This is a genomic window from Zoogloea sp., assembly GCF_044344315.1.
Taxonomy (GTDB): Bacteria; Pseudomonadota; Gammaproteobacteria; order Burkholderiales; family Rhodocyclaceae; genus Zoogloea.
Genome location: NZ_JBIJDC010000013.1, coordinates 1 through 18335, shown reverse-complemented (window position 1 = coordinate 18335; position 18335 = coordinate 1). Strand labels below are relative to the sequence as shown.

Sequence of the window (18335 nt, the reverse complement as noted above, 5' to 3'; positions counted from 1 at the left end):
AATGTAGCGCCTCTCTTTTGCGGGTGGAATGTGGTGGATTGTCGCAGATCCGCGCCTTTGCCAGGCCGAGGGTGGTAGTGCTCCAGTCGTCATGCTGCGGGCGGGGTGAGGCCCGGGTGGGGTGTGCAAGGCGCTTCTGTACTGGCTATCCCGGATGTCGCAATGAAAATAGTGTTTGCTTTAGCGGCGGATACAGTGCAAAGTACGGCTCGCGATCTTCAAGTAGTGTTGTTGTTGTGTGGTTCAGTACCCGCAGTCCTGCGGCAGTCCCCCTTCATCACCCCGCCGTCTTGAGCTTCGCCCTACCCTCAGGGCACGTCCCTGCTTTTTCTTTTAAAGGATATTCAAAATGGCAACTGGCACCGTGAAGTGGTTCAATGATTCCAAGGGCTTCGGTTTCATCACCCCGGAAGCTGGCGGCGAAGATCTCTTCGCTCACTTCTCCGCTATTCAAGGCTCCGGCTTCAAGACCCTGACCGAAGGTCAGCGCGTGACGTTTGACGTCACCACCGGCCCGAAGGGTCAGCAAGCTTCGAACATCCGCCCGGCCGAGTAATCCGCCGCGTGAAGCCTGTCCGGCATCCGTGTCGGTCAGGAGCACTGATAGGTGACGAGCTTCTGAGATGTTGTCAGGCCCGCCTCCTCATGAATGAGCCCGGTTCATGCCGGGCTTTTTCTTTTTCATCTATAAGGAGACATGGCCATGGCCAAGGAAGATCTCATTGAAATGCAAGGCGTTGTCATGGAGGTGCTGCCTGATGCTCGCTTCCGCGTCACGCTGGACAACGGTCACATGCTAGTGGCTTACACCGGTGGCAAGATGCGCAAGCACCATATCCGCATTCTGGCTGGCGACAAGGTATCCCTCGAACTCTCGCCCTACGATCTCTCCAAGGGCCGCATCACCTTCCGGCACCTCGAAGGTCGTGGCAGTGGCCCGGCGCCCCAGCGTCGCCGCTGATCTGCTTGATGCCCGGCTATGAAGTGAAATTCCAGCAGGTGGGCGTGGTGGGTGGTCCGGATCTGGAAATCCGCTCCCTGCTCGACCGCCAGCAGTATTCCGACCCGCTGGGTGAGGCCGCCGCCGTGGGAATCTCCCCGGCTACCTGGCCACTCTTCGGGCAGGTCTGGCCCTCGGCGCGCAAGCTTGCTGACCTGATGCAGGTCCGCGAACTGTGTGGCCGGCGCATCCTGGAGATCGGCTGTGGTCTGGCACTCGCCAGCCTGGTGATCCACCGGCGTCGTGGCAACATCACCGCCAGTGACTGCCATCCCCTCACATCCGGCTTTCTCAGCGCCAATCTCCTGCTCAACGACCTGCCCGAACTGAAGTATCAGACCGGCAACTGGGCGTGCAGCAACCCCCTGCTTGGTGAGTTCGATCTCATTATCGGCAGCGATGTGCTGTATGAGCGCAGCCACCCCGAGCAACTCGCCACCTTCATCCAGTTCCACGCAGCGCCTGTGGCCGAGGTCTTGATCGTCGACCCGAATCGGGGGAACCGCTCGGCCTTCAACAAGGCCATGGTGCTGGCCGGCTTCAGTCTCACTGAAGCCATCATCGACGCACCGCTTGATGACGGCAGCCCCTACAGGGGGCGTCTGCTCCGGTACTGCCGGGGCTGATCCTTGCCTATCCCTGCCGGGCGGAGTTCATCCGCCCGCGGTCTTTCACCGGCTGGCCCTCCGCCTGGCACCGCCAGGCTGATTGACCTCGACCTCACATGGCTTTGGCGTGCGCTGATGCTTCTGTGGGGTCGAATTCATTCGACCCCCGCACTTTGCACTCTCCCCATCCCCTGATCCGCGCACCCAAAAAAAGCGGGCGCCCGTGGGCGCCCGAAAGTTCCTCGAGGGGGAGGAAAGATAAGCCTTGTGGAGTGCCTCAGTGGGCGCTGGCGCTGGCGGCGCCGATGCCGGTCTGGGAACGCACGTACTGGTCGTCGAAGCCGGCCTTGTCGATCTTGGCCCGGGCGCTGCTGTCGGTCACCGAGAACAGCCAGGTGAAGAAGAAGGCCAGGGGCATCGAGAACAGGGCGGGTTGCTCGTACGGGAAGATGGCTTGCGCATTGCCCAGCACCACCACCCACACAGCCTTGGACAGCACCACGAAGGTCACCGCCGAGATCAGGCCGGCCAGGCCGCCCAGAAGGGCGCCGCGGGTGGTCAGACCACGCCAGTACATGGACAGGATCAGGATCGGGAAGTTGGTGGAGGCGGCGATGCCGAAGGTCAGGCCGACGAGGAAGGCGATGTTCTGCTTCTCGAACAGGATGCCCAGCAGCACGGCGACGACGCCCAGGCCGATGGTGGCGATCTTGGAAACGCGCATTTCCTGGCTTTCGGTAGCCGTGCCTTTGCAGATCACCCGAGCATAGATGTCGTGGGCGATGGCCGATGCACCGGCCAGGGCCAGGCCGGACACCACGGCGAGGATGGTGGCGAAGGCCACGGCAGACATGAAGCCCAGGAACAGGTTGCCGCCGACCGCCTTGGACAGGTGCATCACCGGCATGTTGCCGCCGCCGAGCATCTTGCCGGCGAGGTTGCCGCCTTCATAGTACTCGGGGTTGGTGCCGACGATGGTGATGGCGATCAGGCCCAGGGCGCACACGACCATGAAGAAGTAGCCGATGCAGCCGCTGGCCACGAAGACGCTCTTGCGGGCCTCCTTGGCATTCGGCACGGTGAAGAAGCGCATCATGATGTGGGGCAGGCCGGCGGTGCCGAAGACCAGGCCCAGGGACAGGGACACGGCGGTGATCGGGTCAGCCATCAGGGAGCCGGGGCCCATGATCTTGATACCCTCCTTGTGCACTTCAACCGCCTTCTTGGCCACGGCTTCCAGGCTGAAGCCGAACTGGCTCAGGGACAGGAAGAGCAGCACCGTGCCACCGAAGAGCATCAGGCAGGCCTTGATGATCTGCACCCAGGTGGTGGCGATCATGCCGCCGAAGGTCACGTAGATCACCATCAGCACGCCCACCACGACCACGGCGGTGGCGTAGTCGAGGCCGAACAGCAGCTTGATGAGCTGGCCGGCGCCGACCATCTGCACGATCAGGTAGAAGCACACCACCGTCAGCGAGCCGAAGGCGGCGAAGGTGCGGATGGTGCCCTGGTCGAGGCGGTAGGAGGCGATGTCGGCGAAGGTGAACTTGCCCAGATTGCGCAGACGCTCGGCCATCAGGAACAGGATCACCGGCCAGCCGACGAAGAAGCCGATAGCGTAGATGAAACCGTCGAGGCCCTTGGCGAAGACCATGGCCGAGAGGCCCAGCAGGGTAGCGGCAGACATGTAGTCACCGGCGATGGCCAGGCCATTCTGGAAGCCGGTGATGCCGCCGCCGGCGGTGTAGAAGTCGGCAGTGGATTTGGTGCGGCTGGCCGCCCAGTAGGTGATGCCCATGGTTGCCACCACGAACACGAAGAACATGCCGATGGCGGTCAGGTTGAGGGGTTGCTTCTGGGCCACGCCGACGGCGTCGGCAGCCAGGGTGCTGGCACTGGCCAGGGCCAACAGGGCAGCGCTGAGGAGGTGCTTGTGCTTGATCACTTGGAGGCCTCCCGAATGATTTCGTTGTTCATCTGGTCGAACTCGCCGTTGGAGCGGCTGACGAACCAGCCGGTGAGCAGCCAGGAGCCGATGATGATGGCGGCGCCGATGGGCACGCCGATGGTGAGCATGCCGCCCTCGGAAATCGGGGTGCGCAGGACTTCGGGGGCGAAGGCCACGAGCATCATCATTCCGTAGTAGGACGCCATCACGATGGCAGTGAGCAGGTAGGCGAAGCGGCTGCGCTTGCCCTCCAGCTCGGCAAAGCGGGGGTTGGCCCGCACTTTCTTGTAGATCTCCGCTGACATGATTCCTCCTGGGAAGGTGGTTGAAGGTTTTTCCGTGTAGTTATGGTCTTGGGGTGAGTGCTGTTCTCCCCCGGGTGCTGCCACATGCTGATTACATGTTTGGGTAGTTGGGGCCGCCGCCGCCTTCCGGCACGGCCCAATCGATGTTCTGGGTCGGGTCCTTGATGTCGCAGGTCTTGCAGTGCAGGCAGTTCTGGGCATTGATCTGCATGCGCGGGCCGCTCGGGTCCTCGACGATTTCATACACGCCGGCCGGGCAGTAGCGGGTTTCCGGGGCGTTGTAGAGGGCCAAGTTGGTGCTGATGGGCACCGACGCATCCTTCAGGCGCAGATGGCAGGGCTGCTCTTCGGCGTGGTTGGTGGCCGAGATGAACACCGAAGACAGTCGGTCGAAGCTGATCTTCCCGTCGGGCTTGGGATAGACGATGGGCGTGCACTCCGAGGCCTTTTTCAGCTGGGTGTGGTCGGCGTGGTGGCGCAGGGTCCACGGCGCCTTGCCCTTCAGCAGGTAGGTGTCGATGGCGCTGTAGGCGATGCCGCCCCACAGGCCCCAGCGGAAGCTCGGGCGGATGTTGCGAACCTCGTGCAGCTCGTCCCACAGCCAGCTCTGCTTGAGGCGCTCCGGGTAGCCGAGGCACTCGTGGCCGGTCTGCCCTTCGGCCGTGAGGTGGGCAAACAGCGCTTCGGCCGCCTCGATGCCGGACTTCATGGCCATGTGGGTGCCCTTGACCTTGGGCACGTTGAGAAAGCCCGCCGTGTCGCCGATCAGCAGGCCACCCGGGAAGCTCAGCCTGGGTACCGACTGGAAGCCGCCTTCATTGAGGGCCCGGGCGCCATAGGCAATGCGCCGGCCGCCCTCGAAGAACTTGCGGATCTCCGGATGGGTCTTGAAGCGCTGGAATTCCTCGTAGGGCGACAGATGCGGGTTGCTGTAATCCAGGCCCACCACGAAGCCCACCGCCACCTGGTTGTTTTCCAGGTGATAGAGGAAGGAGCCGCCATACACGTCGGACGACACCGGCCAGCCCACGGTGTGCATGGTCAGGCCCTGCTGGTGCACTTCGGGGCGCACCTCCCACAGCTCCTTGATGCCGATGCCGTAGGTTTGCGGATCGACGCCTTCACGCAGATTGAACTTGCTGAACAGGCCCTTGGTCAGGGAACCGCGGCAGCCTTCGGAAAACACCGTCTGGCGGGCGTGCAGCTCGATGCCGGGTTGGTAGTTGGGGCCGGGTTCGCCGTTTTTTTCAACGCCCATGTCGCCGGTGGCGATGCCCTTCACCGAGCCGTCGGCGTGGTACAGCACCTCGGAGGCGGCGAAGCCAGGATAGATCTCGACACCCAGAGCCTCAGCCTGCTCACCCAGCCAGCGCACCACATTGCCCAGGCTGACGATGTAGTTGCCGTCGTTGTGCATCTGGGGCGGGGTGGGCAGCTTGTAGGCCTTGTCGGTGGTGAGGAACAGGAAGCGGTCTTCCTTGACCGGGGTGTTGAGCGGCGCGCCCCGTTCCTTCCAGTCGGGGAAGAGCTCTTCCAGGGAGCGCGGCTCGATGACGGCGCCGGACAGGATGTGGGCGCCCACTTCGGAACCCTTCTCCACGACGCACACCGAAAGCTCCGCGCCGGCCTTCTCGGCCAGTTGCTTCAGGCGGATCGCCGCGCTCAGCCCCGAGGGGCCGGCGCCGACGATCACCACGTCGTATTCCATCGCTTCACGCGTCATTGCTGTTTTCTCCGGAAACTGGGTTGCTGCAGTTACGTATTGGGGCGGCCGAATTTGGGGCGACTTGTAGGGGCGACTTCCGTCGCCCTCGGACTTTGATCAACGAAGAGCGTTGATTTACGTGCGGATGGGCGACTGAAGTCGCCCCTACCGTCGCGCCCCGGGGCGCCCCGGGGTTTGGCAGATGGCTTAGAACAGCGCTTCCTCGAGGGCCAGCACCGCGTCTGCGCCATTCACGATGGCGTCCCGGTAGGCGTTGGCTTCGGGGATCACGTGCTTGGCGAAGTAGGCGGCGGTGGCCATCTTGGCCTTGTAGAAGTCGCCATCGGCTTCGTTCAGGCGGCCGGCGGCGATCTGCGCGGAGCGGGCCATCAGCCAGCCGCCGACAACAATGCCGGTGAGCTTGAGGAAGGGCACCGAGCCGGCGTGGGCGGCCTGGGGGGTAGCTTCGTAGTTGGCGAGCAGCCAGTTGGTGGCTTCGTCCAGGGCTGCAATGCCGTCACCCAGGGCGTCGGCCAGGGACTTCAGGGCCGGATCATTCGAGGCACGCAGGGCCGCGCCGGTCTCGGCGATGTCGGCGAGCAGTTGCTGCATGCTCTTGCCGCCTTCCTTGGCGGTCTTGCGGCCGATCAGGTCATTGGCCTGAATGGCCGTGGTGCCTTCGTAGATGGTGATGATGCGGGCGTCGCGCATGTAGAGGGCTGCGCCGGTTTCCTCGATGAAGCCCATGCCGCCGTGCACCTGCACGCCGTTCCAGGTGATGCCCTGGGCGTTCTCGGTACACCAGCCCTTGACCACCGGGGTCAGCAGCTCCAGGCGGCGCTGGTTGGCGGCGCGCACATCGGCGTCCGGATGGCTCTTGGCCCGGTCCATGCACCCGGCCACGTAGTAGGCGATGGCACGGCCGGCCTCGGTGCGGGTCTTCATGTCCATCAGCATGCGGCGCACATCCGGGTGGTGCAGGATGGGCTTCTTCTCGCCGCTCTTGTCGCCCACGATGCGGCCCTGGATGCGGTCGCGGGCGTAGGCCAGGGCATGCTGGTAGCTGCGCTCGGACACGCCGACGCCTTCCAGACCGACGTTGAGGCGGGCGTGGTTCATCATGGTGAACATGTACTCGAGGCCGCGGTTGGCCTCGCCCACCAGGTAGCCGATGGCGCCGCCCTTGTCGCCGAAGGACATGACGGCGGTGGCGCTGCCGTGGATGCCCATCTTGTGTTCGATGGAGGCACAGATCAGGTCATTGCGCTCGCCCAGGCTGCCGTCGGCATTGACCAGGAACTTCGGCGCGATGAACAGGGAGATGCCCTTCACGCCCGGGGGCGCGTCCGGCAGGCGGGCCAGCACGAGGTGGATGATGTTCTCCGCCATGTCGTGCTCACCCCAGGTGATGAAGATCTTGGTGCCGGTGATGGCATAGCTGCCGTCGCCGCGGGGTTCGGCCTTGCTGCGGATGGCGGCCAGGTCGGAGCCGGCCTGGGGCTCGGTGAGGTTCATGGTGCCGGTCCACTTGCCGGAGACCATGTTGGGCAGGTAGGTGGCCTTGAGCTCGTCGGTGGCGTGGTGGGCAATGGCTTCCACGGCGCCGAGGGTCAGCATCTGGCACAGGGAGAAGGAGATGCTGGCCGACTTCCACATTTCCAGCACAGCGGTGGACACGGTCACCGGCAGGCCCTGGCCGCCGAACTCGGTGGAAGCGGGCATGCCGTTCCAGCCGGTCTCGCAGAAGGTTGCATAGGCTTGCTTGAAGCCGTCGGCAGTGGTCACCACGCCGTTGTCCCACTTGTTGCCCTGCTTGTCGCCCACCGGGTTGAGCGGGTCCACGACTTCGGTGGCGAACTTGCCGGCCTCGTCGAGAATGGCCTCGACCAGATCCAGCGAGACGTCTTCATTGCCGGGCAGGGTGGTGATCTCCTGCAGGCCGGCCAGCTCGTTCATGTTGAACAGCATGTCTTTTACGGGGGCGACGTAGGTGCTCATGGAATGCTCCTTGCGAATTCGGTGGAATTGGGTTGGGCTATCAGGTACTGCGGGGGAGAGTCAGGGGCTGATCTGCAGGGGCTGCTTCAGTCGCCCATCGGCGCGCAAAGCGAGCGCGGATCGTTGACCGGAGTCCGAGGGCGACTGAAGTCGCCCCTACAGGGGTTTCCCCTTCCAATGCCCTTATGGGTTCAGAGAGCGGACACCAGCTGGGGCACGGCTTCGAACAGATCCGCCACCAGGCCGTAGTCGGCCACCTGGAAGATCGGGGCTTCGGGGTCCTTGTTGATGGCCACGATCACCTTGGAGTCCTTCATGCCGGCCAGGTGCTGGATGGCACCCGAGATGCCCACGGCGATGTAGAGCTGGGGTGCCACGACCTTGCCGGTCTGGCCCACCTGGTAGTCGTTGGGCACGAAGCCCGCATCCACCGCGGCGCGGGAGGCGCCCATGGCTGCCGACAGCTTGTCGGCCAGGGGTTCCAGCACGGCCCGGTAGTTGTCACCGCTGCCCAGGCCGCGGCCACCGGAGACGATGATCTTGGCGGCGCCCAGCTCGGGGCGGGCGGAGACGGTCAGCTCACGGCCGACCAGCGTGCTCTGGCCCAGGTCGGTACCGGCGGCGATGGCTTCCACCGCGGCGCTGCCACCCTCGGCGGCGGCGTCGAAGGCGGTGGTGCGCACGGTGATCACCTTGATGGCATCGGACGACTTGACCGTGGCCAGGGCGTTGCCGGCGTAGATGGGGCGCACAAAGGTGTCGGCGGATTCGATGGCCACGATCTCGGAGATCTGGGCCACGTCCAGCAGGGCGGCGACGCGGGGCAGGATGTTCTTGCCGAAGGTGGTGGCGGGGGCCAGCACGTGGCTGTAGCCGCCGGCCTGGATGACGCCCACCAGCAGGGCGGCGATGTTCTCGGCGCCCTGGTTGGCGTAGGCGGCGGCGTCGGCCACTTTCACCTTGGCCACGCCGGCCAGCTTGGCGGCGGCGTCAGCAGCTCCGCCACAGGCGGCGCCGGCCACCAGCACGTGGATGTCGGCGCCCAGCCTGGCGGCGGCGGTGACGGTGTTGAGGGTGGCGGCCTTCAGGCCGGCGTTGTCATGTTCGGCAATGACGAGGATAGGCATGTTCTTTGTCTCCGGTTTTGTAGGGGTGACTTCAGTCGCCCTCAGTCGGCGGATCGAAGTCCGCGGGCGAATGAATTCGCCCCTACAGGGCTTGCAGTCTCGGCTTGCGTCGTAACGCCAAGCGCTCAGATCACCTTGGCTTCGTTCTTCAGCTTCTCAACCAGTTGGGCCACGTCGGCCACCTTGATGCCGGCGCCGCGGGCGGCCGGCTCGACCACCTTTAGGGTGGTCAGGCGCGGGCTCACGTCCACGCCCAGATCGATGGGCTGCACCGTATCGAGGGGCTTCTTCTTGGCCTTCATGATGTTGGGCAGGGTGGCGTAGCGCGGCTCGTTGAGGCGCAGGTCGGTGGTCACGACGGCGGGCAGGGGGAGGGAGAGGGTTTCAAGCCCGCCGTCGATCTCGCGGGTGACCTGGACGCTTTCAGCGCCCACTTCGACCTTGGAGGCGAAGGTGGCCTGGGGCCAGCCGAGCAGGGCGGCGAGCATCTGGCCGGTCTGGTTGGAGTCGTCGTCGATGGCCTGCTTGCCCAGGATCACCAACTTCGGCTGCTCCTTGTCCACGATGGCCTTGAGCAGCTTGGCCACGGCCAGGGGCTGCAGGTCGGCGTCGGACTCGACCAGGATGCCCCGGTCGGCGCCGATGGCCATGGCGGTGCGCAGGGTTTCCTGGCACTGGGTGGTGCCGGCGGAGACGGCCACCACCTCGGTGGCCTTGCCGGCTTCCTTCAGGCGCACGGCCTCCTCGACGGCGATTTCGTCGAAGGGGTTCATGGCCATCTTCACGTTGGCCAGCTCGACGCCGCTCTGGTCGGCCTTGACGCGGATCTTGACGTTGTAATCAACGACCCGCTTGATCGGTACGAGAATCTTCATGTTGTTGTCTCCGTGGGCTTATTCAATGGCCGAGCTGGACTTGGCCTGCTGGCGCAGTACGAACTTCTGGATTTTTCCGGTGGACGTCTTGGGCAGGACGCAGAACTCCACGTGCTTGGGCACCTTGTAGCGGGCCAGGTGTTCGCGGCAGTGGGCGATGATGTCCTCCACTGTGACCTTGGCGTCTTCCTTGACCTCAATGTAGGCGGCCGGCACCTCGCCCCATTTCTCGTCGGGCCTGGCGACCACGGCGGCAGTCATCACGGCGGGGTGGCGGTAGAGCACGTCTTCCACTTCGAGGGACGAGATGTTTTCGCCGCCGGAAATGATCACGTCCTTGGAGCGGTCCTTGATCTTCACGTAGCCGTCCGGGTGCAGCACGGCCAGATCGCCCGTGTGGAACCAGCCGCCGGCAAAGGCTTCCTCAGTGGCCTTCTCGTTCTTCAGGTAGCCCTTCATCACCAGATTGCCGCGGAACATGATCTCGCCCATGGTCTCGCCATCGGCGGGTACGGGCTCCATGGTTTGCGGGTCGAGCACGGTGATGGCTTCCTGCATGTGGTAACGCACGCCCTGGCGGCCGTTGCGCTCGGCGCGCTGGGCGATGGGCAGGTCATCCCATTCCGGGTGCTTGGCGCACACGGACGCCGGGCCGTAGGTCTCGGTCAGGCCGTACACGTGGGTGATGTCGAAGCCGATGCGCTCCATGCCTTCGATGATGGCGGCGGGGGGCGCAGCGCCCGCGATCAGGGCCGACACCTTGTGTTCGATGCCGGCGCGCAGGCCCTCGGCAGCGTTGATGAGCATGCCGTGCACGATGGGAGCGCCGCAGAAGTGGCTCACCTTGTGGGTGCGGATCAGCTCGTAGATCAGGGCTACGTCCACCTTGCGCAGGCACACATTGACGCCGGCGTTGGCGGCCAAGGTCCAGGCAAAGCACCAGCCGTTGCAGTGGAAGAGGGGCAGGGTCCAGAGGTACACCGCGTGCTGCGGCATGCCCCAACTGATGATGTTGGAGGCCGAGTTGAGGTAGGCGCCGCGGTGGTGGAAGACCACGCCCTTGGGGTTGCCGGTGGTGCCAGAGGTGTAATTGAGGGCGATCGCGTCCCACTCGTCGGCGGGCAGGGACCACTTGAACTCCGGGTCGGCCTTGGCCAGGAAGTCCTCGTATTCGATTTCGCCGAGGCGGGTGGTGACGGGGTACTCCGCGTCCAGGGCGTCGATGACCAGAGGCTTGGGCCCTTCCAGCAGTTCCAGCGCCGGGGCGATGATGGCAGCGAACTCGGGGTCGGTGATCAGCACTTTGGCCTCGCCATGGCTGAGCATGAAGGCGATGGCTTCCGGGTCGAGGCGGGTATTGAGGGTGTTCAGCACGGCGCCGGTCATGGGCACGCCGAAGTGGGCTTCGACCATGGCCGGCACGTTGGGCAGCATCACCGCCACGGTGTCGCCGCGGCCGATCCCACGGCTGGTCAGGGCGCTGGCCAGACGGCGGCAGCGGGCATAGGTCTCGCGCCAGGTGAAGCGGCGGGCGCCATGGATCACCGACGGGCGATCAGGGTAGATCTGTGCCGTGCGCTCAAGAAAGGACAGCGGTGAGAGCGGGACGTGGTTGGCTGCACACTTATCCAGCCCGCGGTCATACGGGTTGTTCGACACCTTCTTCTCCTCCTGACTTTTGACGCCACTACTTTGTTGAGGCGGTGGCTCTGGGGCCTTCCCCTTTGTGGCGTCCGTGACGGACTGCCGGGGATCGGGGCGAAGAATCGCAAAGAAAGTTGTCGGAACTTTCGTGAAAATGTACTGAATGTTGTCGGCCCCCTTTGGGCGGCCGGCCTGTGGCTAGAATCAATGCACAAGAATGCGTCTGCGGAGCGGCAATGAACGGGTACCAGGAAACGGCAAGCGGGATGGGCGACGATGCTCAGCTGTCCTTCGAACGGCGTTACCAGGAGATGCTGGGGGCCGGGCTGGACCTGCTGGATCAGGGTGTCACCGTGTTCGATGCCGACCTGCGCATGGTGGCCTGGAACACCACTTTCCTGCGTCTGCTCGACTTTCCCGAGAGCCTGGCCCGGCCGGGGGTGTCCTTTGAGGATTTCATCCGCTACAACGCCGAACGGGGCGACTACGGCCCCGGTGATCCGGCCGCACAGGTGGCCGAACGTGTGGCCCGCGCCCGGAGCTTTCAGCCTCATGTCACCGAGCGTGTCCGCCCCAACGGTCGCATCCTGTCCATCCGTGGCTTTCCGCTGCCCCACCAGGGCTTCATCACCGTTTACACCGACATCACCGACCAGCGCCACGCCGCCGAGCAGATCGCGCGCCACCAGGCGGAGCTTGAGGAGCACATCGAATCCCGCACCGAGGCCCTGACCCGGGCCAACGAGGAGCTGACGGCCGCCATCGAAAGCAACAAGGCCATCACCCAGGCCCTGCGCCGAAGCGAGCAGCGCCTGCGCGAGATCACCGATGCCATCCCCGCCGCCGTCGCTTACTTCGACCGGGAATGGGCCTACCGTTACGCCAACAAGGGCTATGCCGAGTGGTTCGGCTGGTCGGCCGATCAGGTGGAAGGGCGCAAGATCCAGGACGTGGTCGGGCAGGAGGTCTTCGACGTGGTGCAGCCCTATGTGGCCCGGGCCCTGGCGGGCGAGCGGGTCACTTACGAATACCAGCTCACCGGACGAGACGGCAATCCCGCCCGCGCCCGCAGCACCCTCGTACCCGACATCGCCCCCGATGGCACCGTGCTGGGCGGTTACGTGCATTCGGTGGATGTCACCGAGCAGCGCCGCACCCAGGCCGCCCTGGCCCAGGCCCAGAAGATGGAAGCCATCGGCCAGCTCACCGGCGGCCTCGCCCACGACTTCAACAACATGCTCACGGTGGTGATCGGCAATCTGGTGGCCCTCAAGGAAAATCACCCCGACGACCCCCTCACCGAGAACTTCGTCGAGCCGGCCATGCACGCCGCCAACCGGGGCGCCGAGCTGATCCGCCGTCTGCTCGGCTTTGCGCGGCGCCAGCCTCTCGAGCCCAAGCCGGTGGAGGTCAATGAGCTGATCCTCGGTATGTCCAAGCTCATCCGCCGCTCCCTGCCCAGCACCATCGCCGTCAGCACGGCCAGCCGCGAGCCCTGCCTGGTGGCCATGGTGGATGCCCACCAGCTCGAGAACGCCCTGCTCAACCTGGCCCTCAACGCCCGCGATGCCATGCCCAACGGCGGCGAGCTGCGCATAGAATCATCCCTCGAGCACTTGGGCGTCCACGCCGCCGCCGACCTGGAGGTGCCCCCGGGCGACTACGTTCAGATCGCTGTCACCGATAACGGTATGGGCATGGACGGCAGCACCCTGGCGCGAGTCTTCGAGCCCTTCTTCACCACCAAGCAGTTCGGCCTGGGCAGCGGCCTGGGCATGTCCATGGTGTATGGCTTCACCAAGCAGTCGGGGGGTGGGGTGCGCATCCGCAGCCGCCAGGCCCGGGGCACTACAGTGGCATTGCTGCTGCCGCGGGTCGAGGAGGACGCGCCCGAAGCCCTGCTGCCGGCGGGGCGGGATGTGGATGCCGCCGACCTGGCCGGCAAGCTGGTGCTGCTGGCCGAGGACGACGCCGACGTGCGTAGCGTGGTGCGCATGCAGCTGGCTGAGCTGGGCTGCGCCGTGGTCGAGGCGGAGAACGGCGCCGAGGCCGCCGACATGGTCGAGAACATCCCGGCCATCGCCCTGGTCATCTCCGACGTGGTGATGCCCGGCGTGATGGACGGCCGTGCCCTGGCGCGCTTCGTGCGGCGCTTCAGGCCCGATCTGCCGATGGTGCTGATGAGCGGTTTTGCCGAATCCCACGCCGGCGGGCTCGACCAGGACCCCGACCTGCCCCTGCTGGCCAAGCCTTTCTCCCGGGACAAGCTGCTGGCGGCCTTGCGTCCGCTGGGCGCTTGAGCCAAGCTCCCCCGTCATGCCTACCACCCGCAGCCCCGAGCTCATCTACGTGGTCGAAGACGAGGCGGCCATTGCCCGCCTCATCGCCGACACCCTGGAAAAATTCGGCTACCGCACCGAGCTGTTCCGCACCGCCGAGGCCTTCTTCCATGGCCTGCGCCAGCGCGCGCCGGATCTCGTCGTCCTTGATCTGGGCCTGCCCGACATGGACGGCATGGCCGTGCTGCAGCAGATGCGCGGCAAGCACACCTGCGGCCTGCTGGTGGTCACCGGCCGCGGCGACATCTACGACCGGGTGATGGGCCTCGAGCTGGGAGCCGACGACTACGTGGTCAAGCCCTTCGAGCCCCGCGAGCTGATCGCCCGGGTGCGCAGCATCCTGCGCCGCTATCCGGGCCAGGTGGTGCTGCCCGCCGACCCGGCCCAGCGGGTGGCCGAATTTGCCGGCTGGCGTTTCGAACCGGGCAGCAACACCCTCATCAATCCCGCCGGCCAGCAGGAAACCCTCAGCACCGCCGAGGCCCAGCTGCTGTCGGTGCTGCTGGCCCATCCCAACCACATCCTCACCCGCGAGCAACTCCTCGGCGGGCGCGATGTCTCCGCCCTGGACCGCAGCATCGACCTGCGCATCTCCCGCCTGCGCCGGCGCTTCGAGGAAAACCCTCAGCACGCCAAGCTCATCAAGACGGTGTACGGCGCCGGTTACCTGCTGGCGGCCACGGTCACCTGGTCCTGACCGGCACCACATCCACGGTGCGGGCGGCGTCGGCATAACCGCGGCGCAGGGCCTCGGGCAGCATGCGCACCAACCAGGACACCAGCAGCGGAATCAGCACCAGATCATCCACCAGGCCGATCACCGGTAGTACGTCGGGAATCAGGTCGATGGGCGACAGCAGGTACAGGGCAAGCATGGCCACCGACGGCCGCAGCCATGCCGGCCGGGCCGGGTGACGCAGGGCGAACCACAGGATGGCGGCATCCTTGCGGATCAGGGCATAGAGGGCGGCAATCTTCTTGAACATGGCGCAGGTCTCCCGGGGTGGGTAAAGGACAGCGACTCAGAGGGCCCATGCCCGCCAAAAGTGCCCCCGGGCTTTGTAAGCATGCGTTGCACGGCGGTCGCCGCGGCAAAAGGTCGCAGCCGGCCGTGCCAGGGCCCATCCGATGCCCGCTCCGCGTTAAGCTGCTGTCCGTTCAATTCAAGGAGTCTGCCGTGAGCATTGCCTACAAAATCGCCGCCCTGGCGCTGACCAGCCTGCTGTCTGTCGGCGTCTCTGCTGCCGATCTGGAAATCAAGGACCCATGGGTGCGCGGCACCGTTCCCGCCCAGAAGGCCACCGGCGCCTTCATGCAGCTCAACAGCAAGAGCGGCGTCACCCTGGTCGGCGTCGCCAGCCCGGCCGCCAAGGTTGTTGAACTGCACGAGATGGTCATGGACAACAACGTGATGAAGATGCGCGCCCTGCCGCGCCTCGAGGTGCAGGCCGGCAAGACCCTGGAACTCAAGCCCGGCAGCTATCACGTCATGCTCATCGACCTGAACAAGCCCCTGAGCAAGGGCGAAGTGGTGCCCATCACCCTCAAGGTGGAAGGCAAGGACAAGAAGGTCGAGAACGTGGAGGTGAAAGCCGAAGTCCGCGACCTGACCGCCGCCGCGCCGATGGACCACAAGCACCACCATTGATGCCCCGGTTCCGCCTGTGCTTATTCCCGATGGCGCCCGTTCAGGGCGCTTTTTTCTGTCTGTGGCTCAACGGGGGGATTTTTCATTCAAGGCGTCTGGCTCTCTCCCGTGGGGTCGAGTTCACGTGATCTCCGCGCGCTCAATCATCGGCCTGCCTTTGATCGGCGTCCGCGGTCGAATGAACCTAATTCTCTCCGTTGGACGCGTCGTCTGACCGTCATGCGGTCTCTCCGTAGGGGCGACTTCAGTCGCCCACCCCCGCGTCGATCACCGGCATGCCGTTTATCAAAGTCCGCGGGCGACTGAAGTCGCCCCCACTGTCCCTCCAGCCGCCCTCTGCGCGTCCCATGAACCCCTTCAGCCTCACCCATCGGGTCATTCAAAATCAACCGCCTGCGAGCTGCCGGTTCAGCAAGAGTCGATCGGATCAGCATGACCTTGAGGCATGCTTTAAGCTGCCAGTAGCTGCTCGCTTGGGTAGCTTTCTGGCATGAGCCAGGGCGCAGCCTCTGGCTGCCCTTGTCAAATTTTGCTCTGGAGTATCCGGGTTTTGTCGTGAAAATCGTTTTTGTTGCAGGTCGCGGGGTAAATCATGAATCGTCGTCAATTTCTGAATGCGGGTGCATTGTTTCCCCTCGCGCTGGCCAGCGGCAGGGCTTTTTCCGTTCCGGGCGATATCGTCCTCGGTCAGTCGGCGCCCCTCTCCGGGCCGGCCAAGGATCTCGGGGTCGAAATGCGGGATGGTGCCTTGCTCTGGTTCAACTACGTCAACGCCCGGGGCGGTATTGCCGGACGCAACATTCGCCTCGAGACCCTCGACGATGGCTATGAGCCTGAGCGGACGAAGGTCAATACCGATGCCTTCGTCAAGAAGAACGTCGCGGCGCTGTTCGGCTACGTTGGCACGCCGACTTCGCTGGCAGCCAAACCCATTTTCGAGCAGGCCAATCTGCCGTTTATCGCCCCTTTCACCGGGGCTGAAGCGCTGAGAAATCCGAATCATCCGCTGATCTTCAATATTCGCGCCTCGTATTTCGAGGAGACGGAGCATCTGGTTCAGCATTTCTGGGACCTCTTTCAACGCAAGTTTGCCGTGGTCTATCAGAACGACGCCTATGGCCAGGCGGGTCTCAACGGGGTGGTCAAGGCGCTCGGCAGTCGGGGGGCGAAGGTCGTGGCGACCGGTACGGTCGAACGCAACTCGGCCAATGTCGAGGCTGCGCTCAAGGCCATCCTGCCGGCCAGCCCGGATCTCGTTGTGATTGTTTCCACCTATGGCACAGCTGCAGCCTTCATCAAACAGGCGCGCGCCATGGGCAGCCCGGCCAGCTTTGCCAGCATCAGCTTTGTCGGCCCGACTTCGTTGGCCAATGCGCTGGGCAAGGACAAAACCGGGGTAATGGTCAGCCAGGTGGTACCGCTCAAGGGCGTGGGCATCTTCAGCGAATTCGCCAGAATGCTCCCGGCCGGCACCGCGGTGACTCCGGTCGCGCTGGAGGGCTTCATCGCAGCCAAGGTCATGACGGACGTGCTCAAGCGCGCCAACGGTCCGGACGGGCTGCTGACAGCGCTCAACAACACCAATGTCGATGTCGGCGGCTATCGGGTGAAGTTCTCACCCGGCAACCATGCCGGGTCGAAGTACGTTGATCTGTCGATGCTGCGCGCGGACGGAAGCTGGGCGGTCTGAGGCGGCAAACGGATTCAGGTGCCCCGATCAAGGAGCGCCAGGCTGGTTTCAGCGCCAGACGAGGGGATACTCGGGGCAAAACTGGGGGCCGCCTGCAGTTTTCCCTGTCAATTACCGAAACTGCTCGTCGAGATCCCTGGAACCATGCAGAACCCGAACAACATCAATCCCGTCGGGCAGGGGCATGAAGAAAACGACGTACCGGCCGAAAGCAAGGCTGTGGATCCCGGGTGACAGCTCATCACGAGCCCGTCCCATCTCGGGTTGCGTCGCCCACAGGGTCAGGCTCTCGTCCAGGTGATCGACCCAGCGATCTGCTTCGACAACGCTGTCCTCTGCGATGTAGCTCCAGATATCGAGAATGTCGGCTTCTGCCTGGGGGCGACGCGTGACGCGCGCCATTCACGCAGCGTCCGACTTGGCTGCTTTTTGAGCGCGCGCCTTCTTTTTCAGTGCCGCGGCGTCCCAGGCTTCACTCGGCCCACTCTCCAGTCCCTTGCGGACTTCGCGACGCAGCTCCTCCAGTTTTGCCTCCCGCATACGGTCCTGCTCCTCCATCAGGCGGAGTGCCTCCCGAACGACCTCGCTCGCGGATGTGTACAGGCCGGAGCTGACTTTTGCTCGAACCATCTCCTCAAGCTGAGGGGTGAGGTTGACGTTCATGCCCATGATTCGCGCCTCCTGATCAAGAGCTGCCATCCTATCAGGCTATGTCAAAGATTGACATTCACCCTGGTGTCACCCATCAGGTAAGGCTCAGGGCTCTGGTTCAGCGCGCTTGCGCGGTCGTCCCGACTTTCCCGGCACTGCCCTGCGGCCAATGAACGCCTCAATCTCCCTGGCAAAGCGCTCGTCACCCAGCACAAAGTTGCCATTCGTCGCTCGCCGAATCTGATCCACCAGTGCGGGCTCCACTTCGTGCCGGAACAGCGCCCGATACGCCGCTTGCCGCCGTGCCGCATCCTGCACCTATGCCGAATAGAGCCCGAGCACTTGGATGAGCGGGCTGGCCTCACCCTCGGCATTTGCACGGTGGCTTGAGACCATGGGTAGTCCGCCGGATGCATCACCATGTCGGCTCGGACTGGGTTGAACTCGATGTAGCTCTGACCGGCCAGCAGGTAGGCCTCCTGATTGACCGGGCAAGAGCGATAGTGCCTGTCCCATAAGGTGCCGCTGTGCTGATAGGTGAGATTCGCATACTGCACGTAGCGCTGGCCGGGCGACTTCATCAATGTCCCGGCGCCGCGGTGCTGTCGGCGGAGAGCAGCAGGTGGACATGGTTGGTCATCAACACGCTTGTCACTGGATTGTGGCTAATAGAGCGGGCGTTGAATTTCGCTACATATAAATTGACATCGGTGTTTTTTTGCCTATAGTTTAAACATATAGCGACAACAGATATTAATACATGGAAAGAGGCTGCAAGGTGGCATACGCGGAAC

Annotated in this window: 18 protein-coding genes; 7 read left to right on the top strand and 11 right to left on the bottom strand. The window is 64.3% G+C overall.

Annotation, left to right across the window (positions count from 1 at the left end; genetic code table 11):
* The first annotated feature begins 349 nt into the window (after window positions 1-349).
* From ACIQ09_RS04485 to ACIQ09_RS04475, 3 genes are all read left to right on the top strand, one after another.
* Window positions 350-556, top strand: a complete 207-nt coding sequence (locus ACIQ09_RS04485) for a cold-shock protein (protein ID WP_148578314.1) — start codon at window positions 350-352, stop codon at window positions 554-556.
* Between the two features lie 147 nt (window positions 557-703).
* Window positions 704-961, top strand: coding sequence for a translation initiation factor IF-1 (infA, locus tag ACIQ09_RS04480; RefSeq protein ID WP_347250696.1), 258 nt, complete (start codon window positions 704-706; stop codon window positions 959-961).
* Window positions 962-969: 8 nt separating this feature from the next.
* Window positions 970-1626 (top strand): class I SAM-dependent methyltransferase, encoded by a 657-nt coding sequence (locus ACIQ09_RS04475; RefSeq protein ID WP_398306625.1) that lies wholly within the window; start codon window positions 970-972, stop codon window positions 1624-1626.
* A gap of 259 nt (window positions 1627-1885) precedes the next feature.
* On the opposite strand, the gene ACIQ09_RS04470 is transcribed toward ACIQ09_RS04475, so the two are convergent.
* From ACIQ09_RS04470 to ACIQ09_RS04440, 7 genes are all read right to left on the bottom strand, one after another.
* On the bottom strand, window positions 1886-3556 hold the full coding sequence (locus tag ACIQ09_RS04470) for a cation acetate symporter (RefSeq protein ID WP_398306623.1): 1671 nt from the start codon (window positions 3554-3556) through the stop codon (window positions 1886-1888).
* Window positions 3553-3864, bottom strand: coding sequence for a DUF485 domain-containing protein (locus ACIQ09_RS04465; RefSeq protein WP_398306621.1), 312 nt, complete (start codon window positions 3862-3864; stop codon window positions 3553-3555). Before ACIQ09_RS04465 ends, ACIQ09_RS04470 begins: the two co-directional genes overlap by 4 nt.
* 91 nt (window positions 3865-3955) lie before the next feature.
* A complete protein-coding gene (locus ACIQ09_RS04460; RefSeq protein WP_398306619.1) occupies window positions 3956-5587 on the bottom strand; it encodes an electron transfer flavoprotein-ubiquinone oxidoreductase in 1632 nt (543 codons plus the stop codon).
* A gap of 189 nt (window positions 5588-5776) precedes the next feature.
* The gene (locus ACIQ09_RS04455) at window positions 5777-7567 is read right to left on the bottom strand and encodes an acyl-CoA dehydrogenase (RefSeq protein ID WP_398306617.1); all 1791 of its coding nucleotides are present in this window, start codon (window positions 7565-7567) and stop codon (window positions 5777-5779) included.
* A gap of 191 nt (window positions 7568-7758) precedes the next feature.
* Window positions 7759-8694 carry an electron transfer flavoprotein subunit alpha/FixB family protein gene (locus tag ACIQ09_RS04450; protein WP_398306615.1) on the bottom strand — a complete coding sequence of 312 codons (936 nt, stop codon included), beginning with the start codon at window positions 8692-8694 and terminating at the stop codon, window positions 7759-7761.
* A gap of 125 nt (window positions 8695-8819) precedes the next feature.
* Window positions 8820-9569 (bottom strand): electron transfer flavoprotein subunit beta/FixA family protein, encoded by a 750-nt coding sequence (locus ACIQ09_RS04445; RefSeq protein WP_398306613.1) that lies wholly within the window; start codon window positions 9567-9569, stop codon window positions 8820-8822.
* An 18-nt stretch (window positions 9570-9587) separates the two neighbouring features.
* Entirely contained in the window at window positions 9588-11228 is a 1641-nt protein-coding gene (locus ACIQ09_RS04440; protein WP_398306611.1) for an acyl-CoA synthetase, read from the bottom strand.
* 221 nt (window positions 11229-11449) lie between these two features.
* Between ACIQ09_RS04440 and ACIQ09_RS04435 the strand changes: the two genes are divergently transcribed.
* A complete protein-coding gene (locus tag ACIQ09_RS04435) occupies window positions 11450-13513 on the top strand; it encodes a PAS-domain containing protein (protein ID WP_398306609.1) in 2064 nt (687 codons plus the stop codon).
* Between the two features lie 16 nt (window positions 13514-13529).
* Window positions 13530-14249: a response regulator transcription factor gene (locus ACIQ09_RS04430; protein ID WP_398306607.1), complete on the top strand. Its 720-nt coding sequence runs from the start codon at window positions 13530-13532 to the stop codon at window positions 14247-14249.
* Here ACIQ09_RS04430 and ACIQ09_RS04425 read toward each other — a convergent pair.
* Window positions 14236-14538 (bottom strand): YkvA family protein, encoded by a 303-nt coding sequence (locus ACIQ09_RS04425; protein ID WP_398306605.1) that lies wholly within the window; start codon window positions 14536-14538, stop codon window positions 14236-14238. The genes ACIQ09_RS04430 and ACIQ09_RS04425 overlap by 14 nt on opposite strands.
* 191 nt (window positions 14539-14729) lie before the next feature.
* Between ACIQ09_RS04425 and ACIQ09_RS04420 the strand changes: the two genes are divergently transcribed.
* Window positions 14730-15200 carry a copper chaperone PCu(A)C gene (locus tag ACIQ09_RS04420; protein WP_398306603.1) on the top strand — a complete coding sequence of 157 codons (471 nt, stop codon included), beginning with the start codon at window positions 14730-14732 and terminating at the stop codon, window positions 15198-15200.
* 592 nt (window positions 15201-15792) lie between these two features.
* Window positions 15793-16890, top strand: a complete 1098-nt coding sequence (locus tag ACIQ09_RS04415; RefSeq protein ID WP_398306601.1) for an ABC transporter substrate-binding protein — start codon at window positions 15793-15795, stop codon at window positions 16888-16890.
* Window positions 16891-17001: 111 nt separating this feature from the next.
* Here ACIQ09_RS04415 and ACIQ09_RS04410 read toward each other — a convergent pair whose 3' ends face one another.
* The 3 genes from ACIQ09_RS04410 to ACIQ09_RS04400 all read right to left on the bottom strand — a co-directional run.
* Window positions 17002-17292 carry a type II toxin-antitoxin system RelE/ParE family toxin gene (locus ACIQ09_RS04410; protein ID WP_398306599.1) on the bottom strand — a complete coding sequence of 97 codons (291 nt, stop codon included), beginning with the start codon at window positions 17290-17292 and terminating at the stop codon, window positions 17002-17004.
* The gene (locus tag ACIQ09_RS04405; RefSeq protein WP_398306597.1) at window positions 17293-17559 is read right to left on the bottom strand and encodes a type II toxin-antitoxin system ParD family antitoxin; all 267 of its coding nucleotides are present in this window, start codon (window positions 17557-17559) and stop codon (window positions 17293-17295) included. It lies immediately after the preceding gene.
* Between the two features lie 562 nt (window positions 17560-18121).
* Window positions 18122-18335: hypothetical protein (locus tag ACIQ09_RS04400; protein ID WP_398306595.1), on the bottom strand; the 214-nt coding region annotated here is incomplete at its 5' end.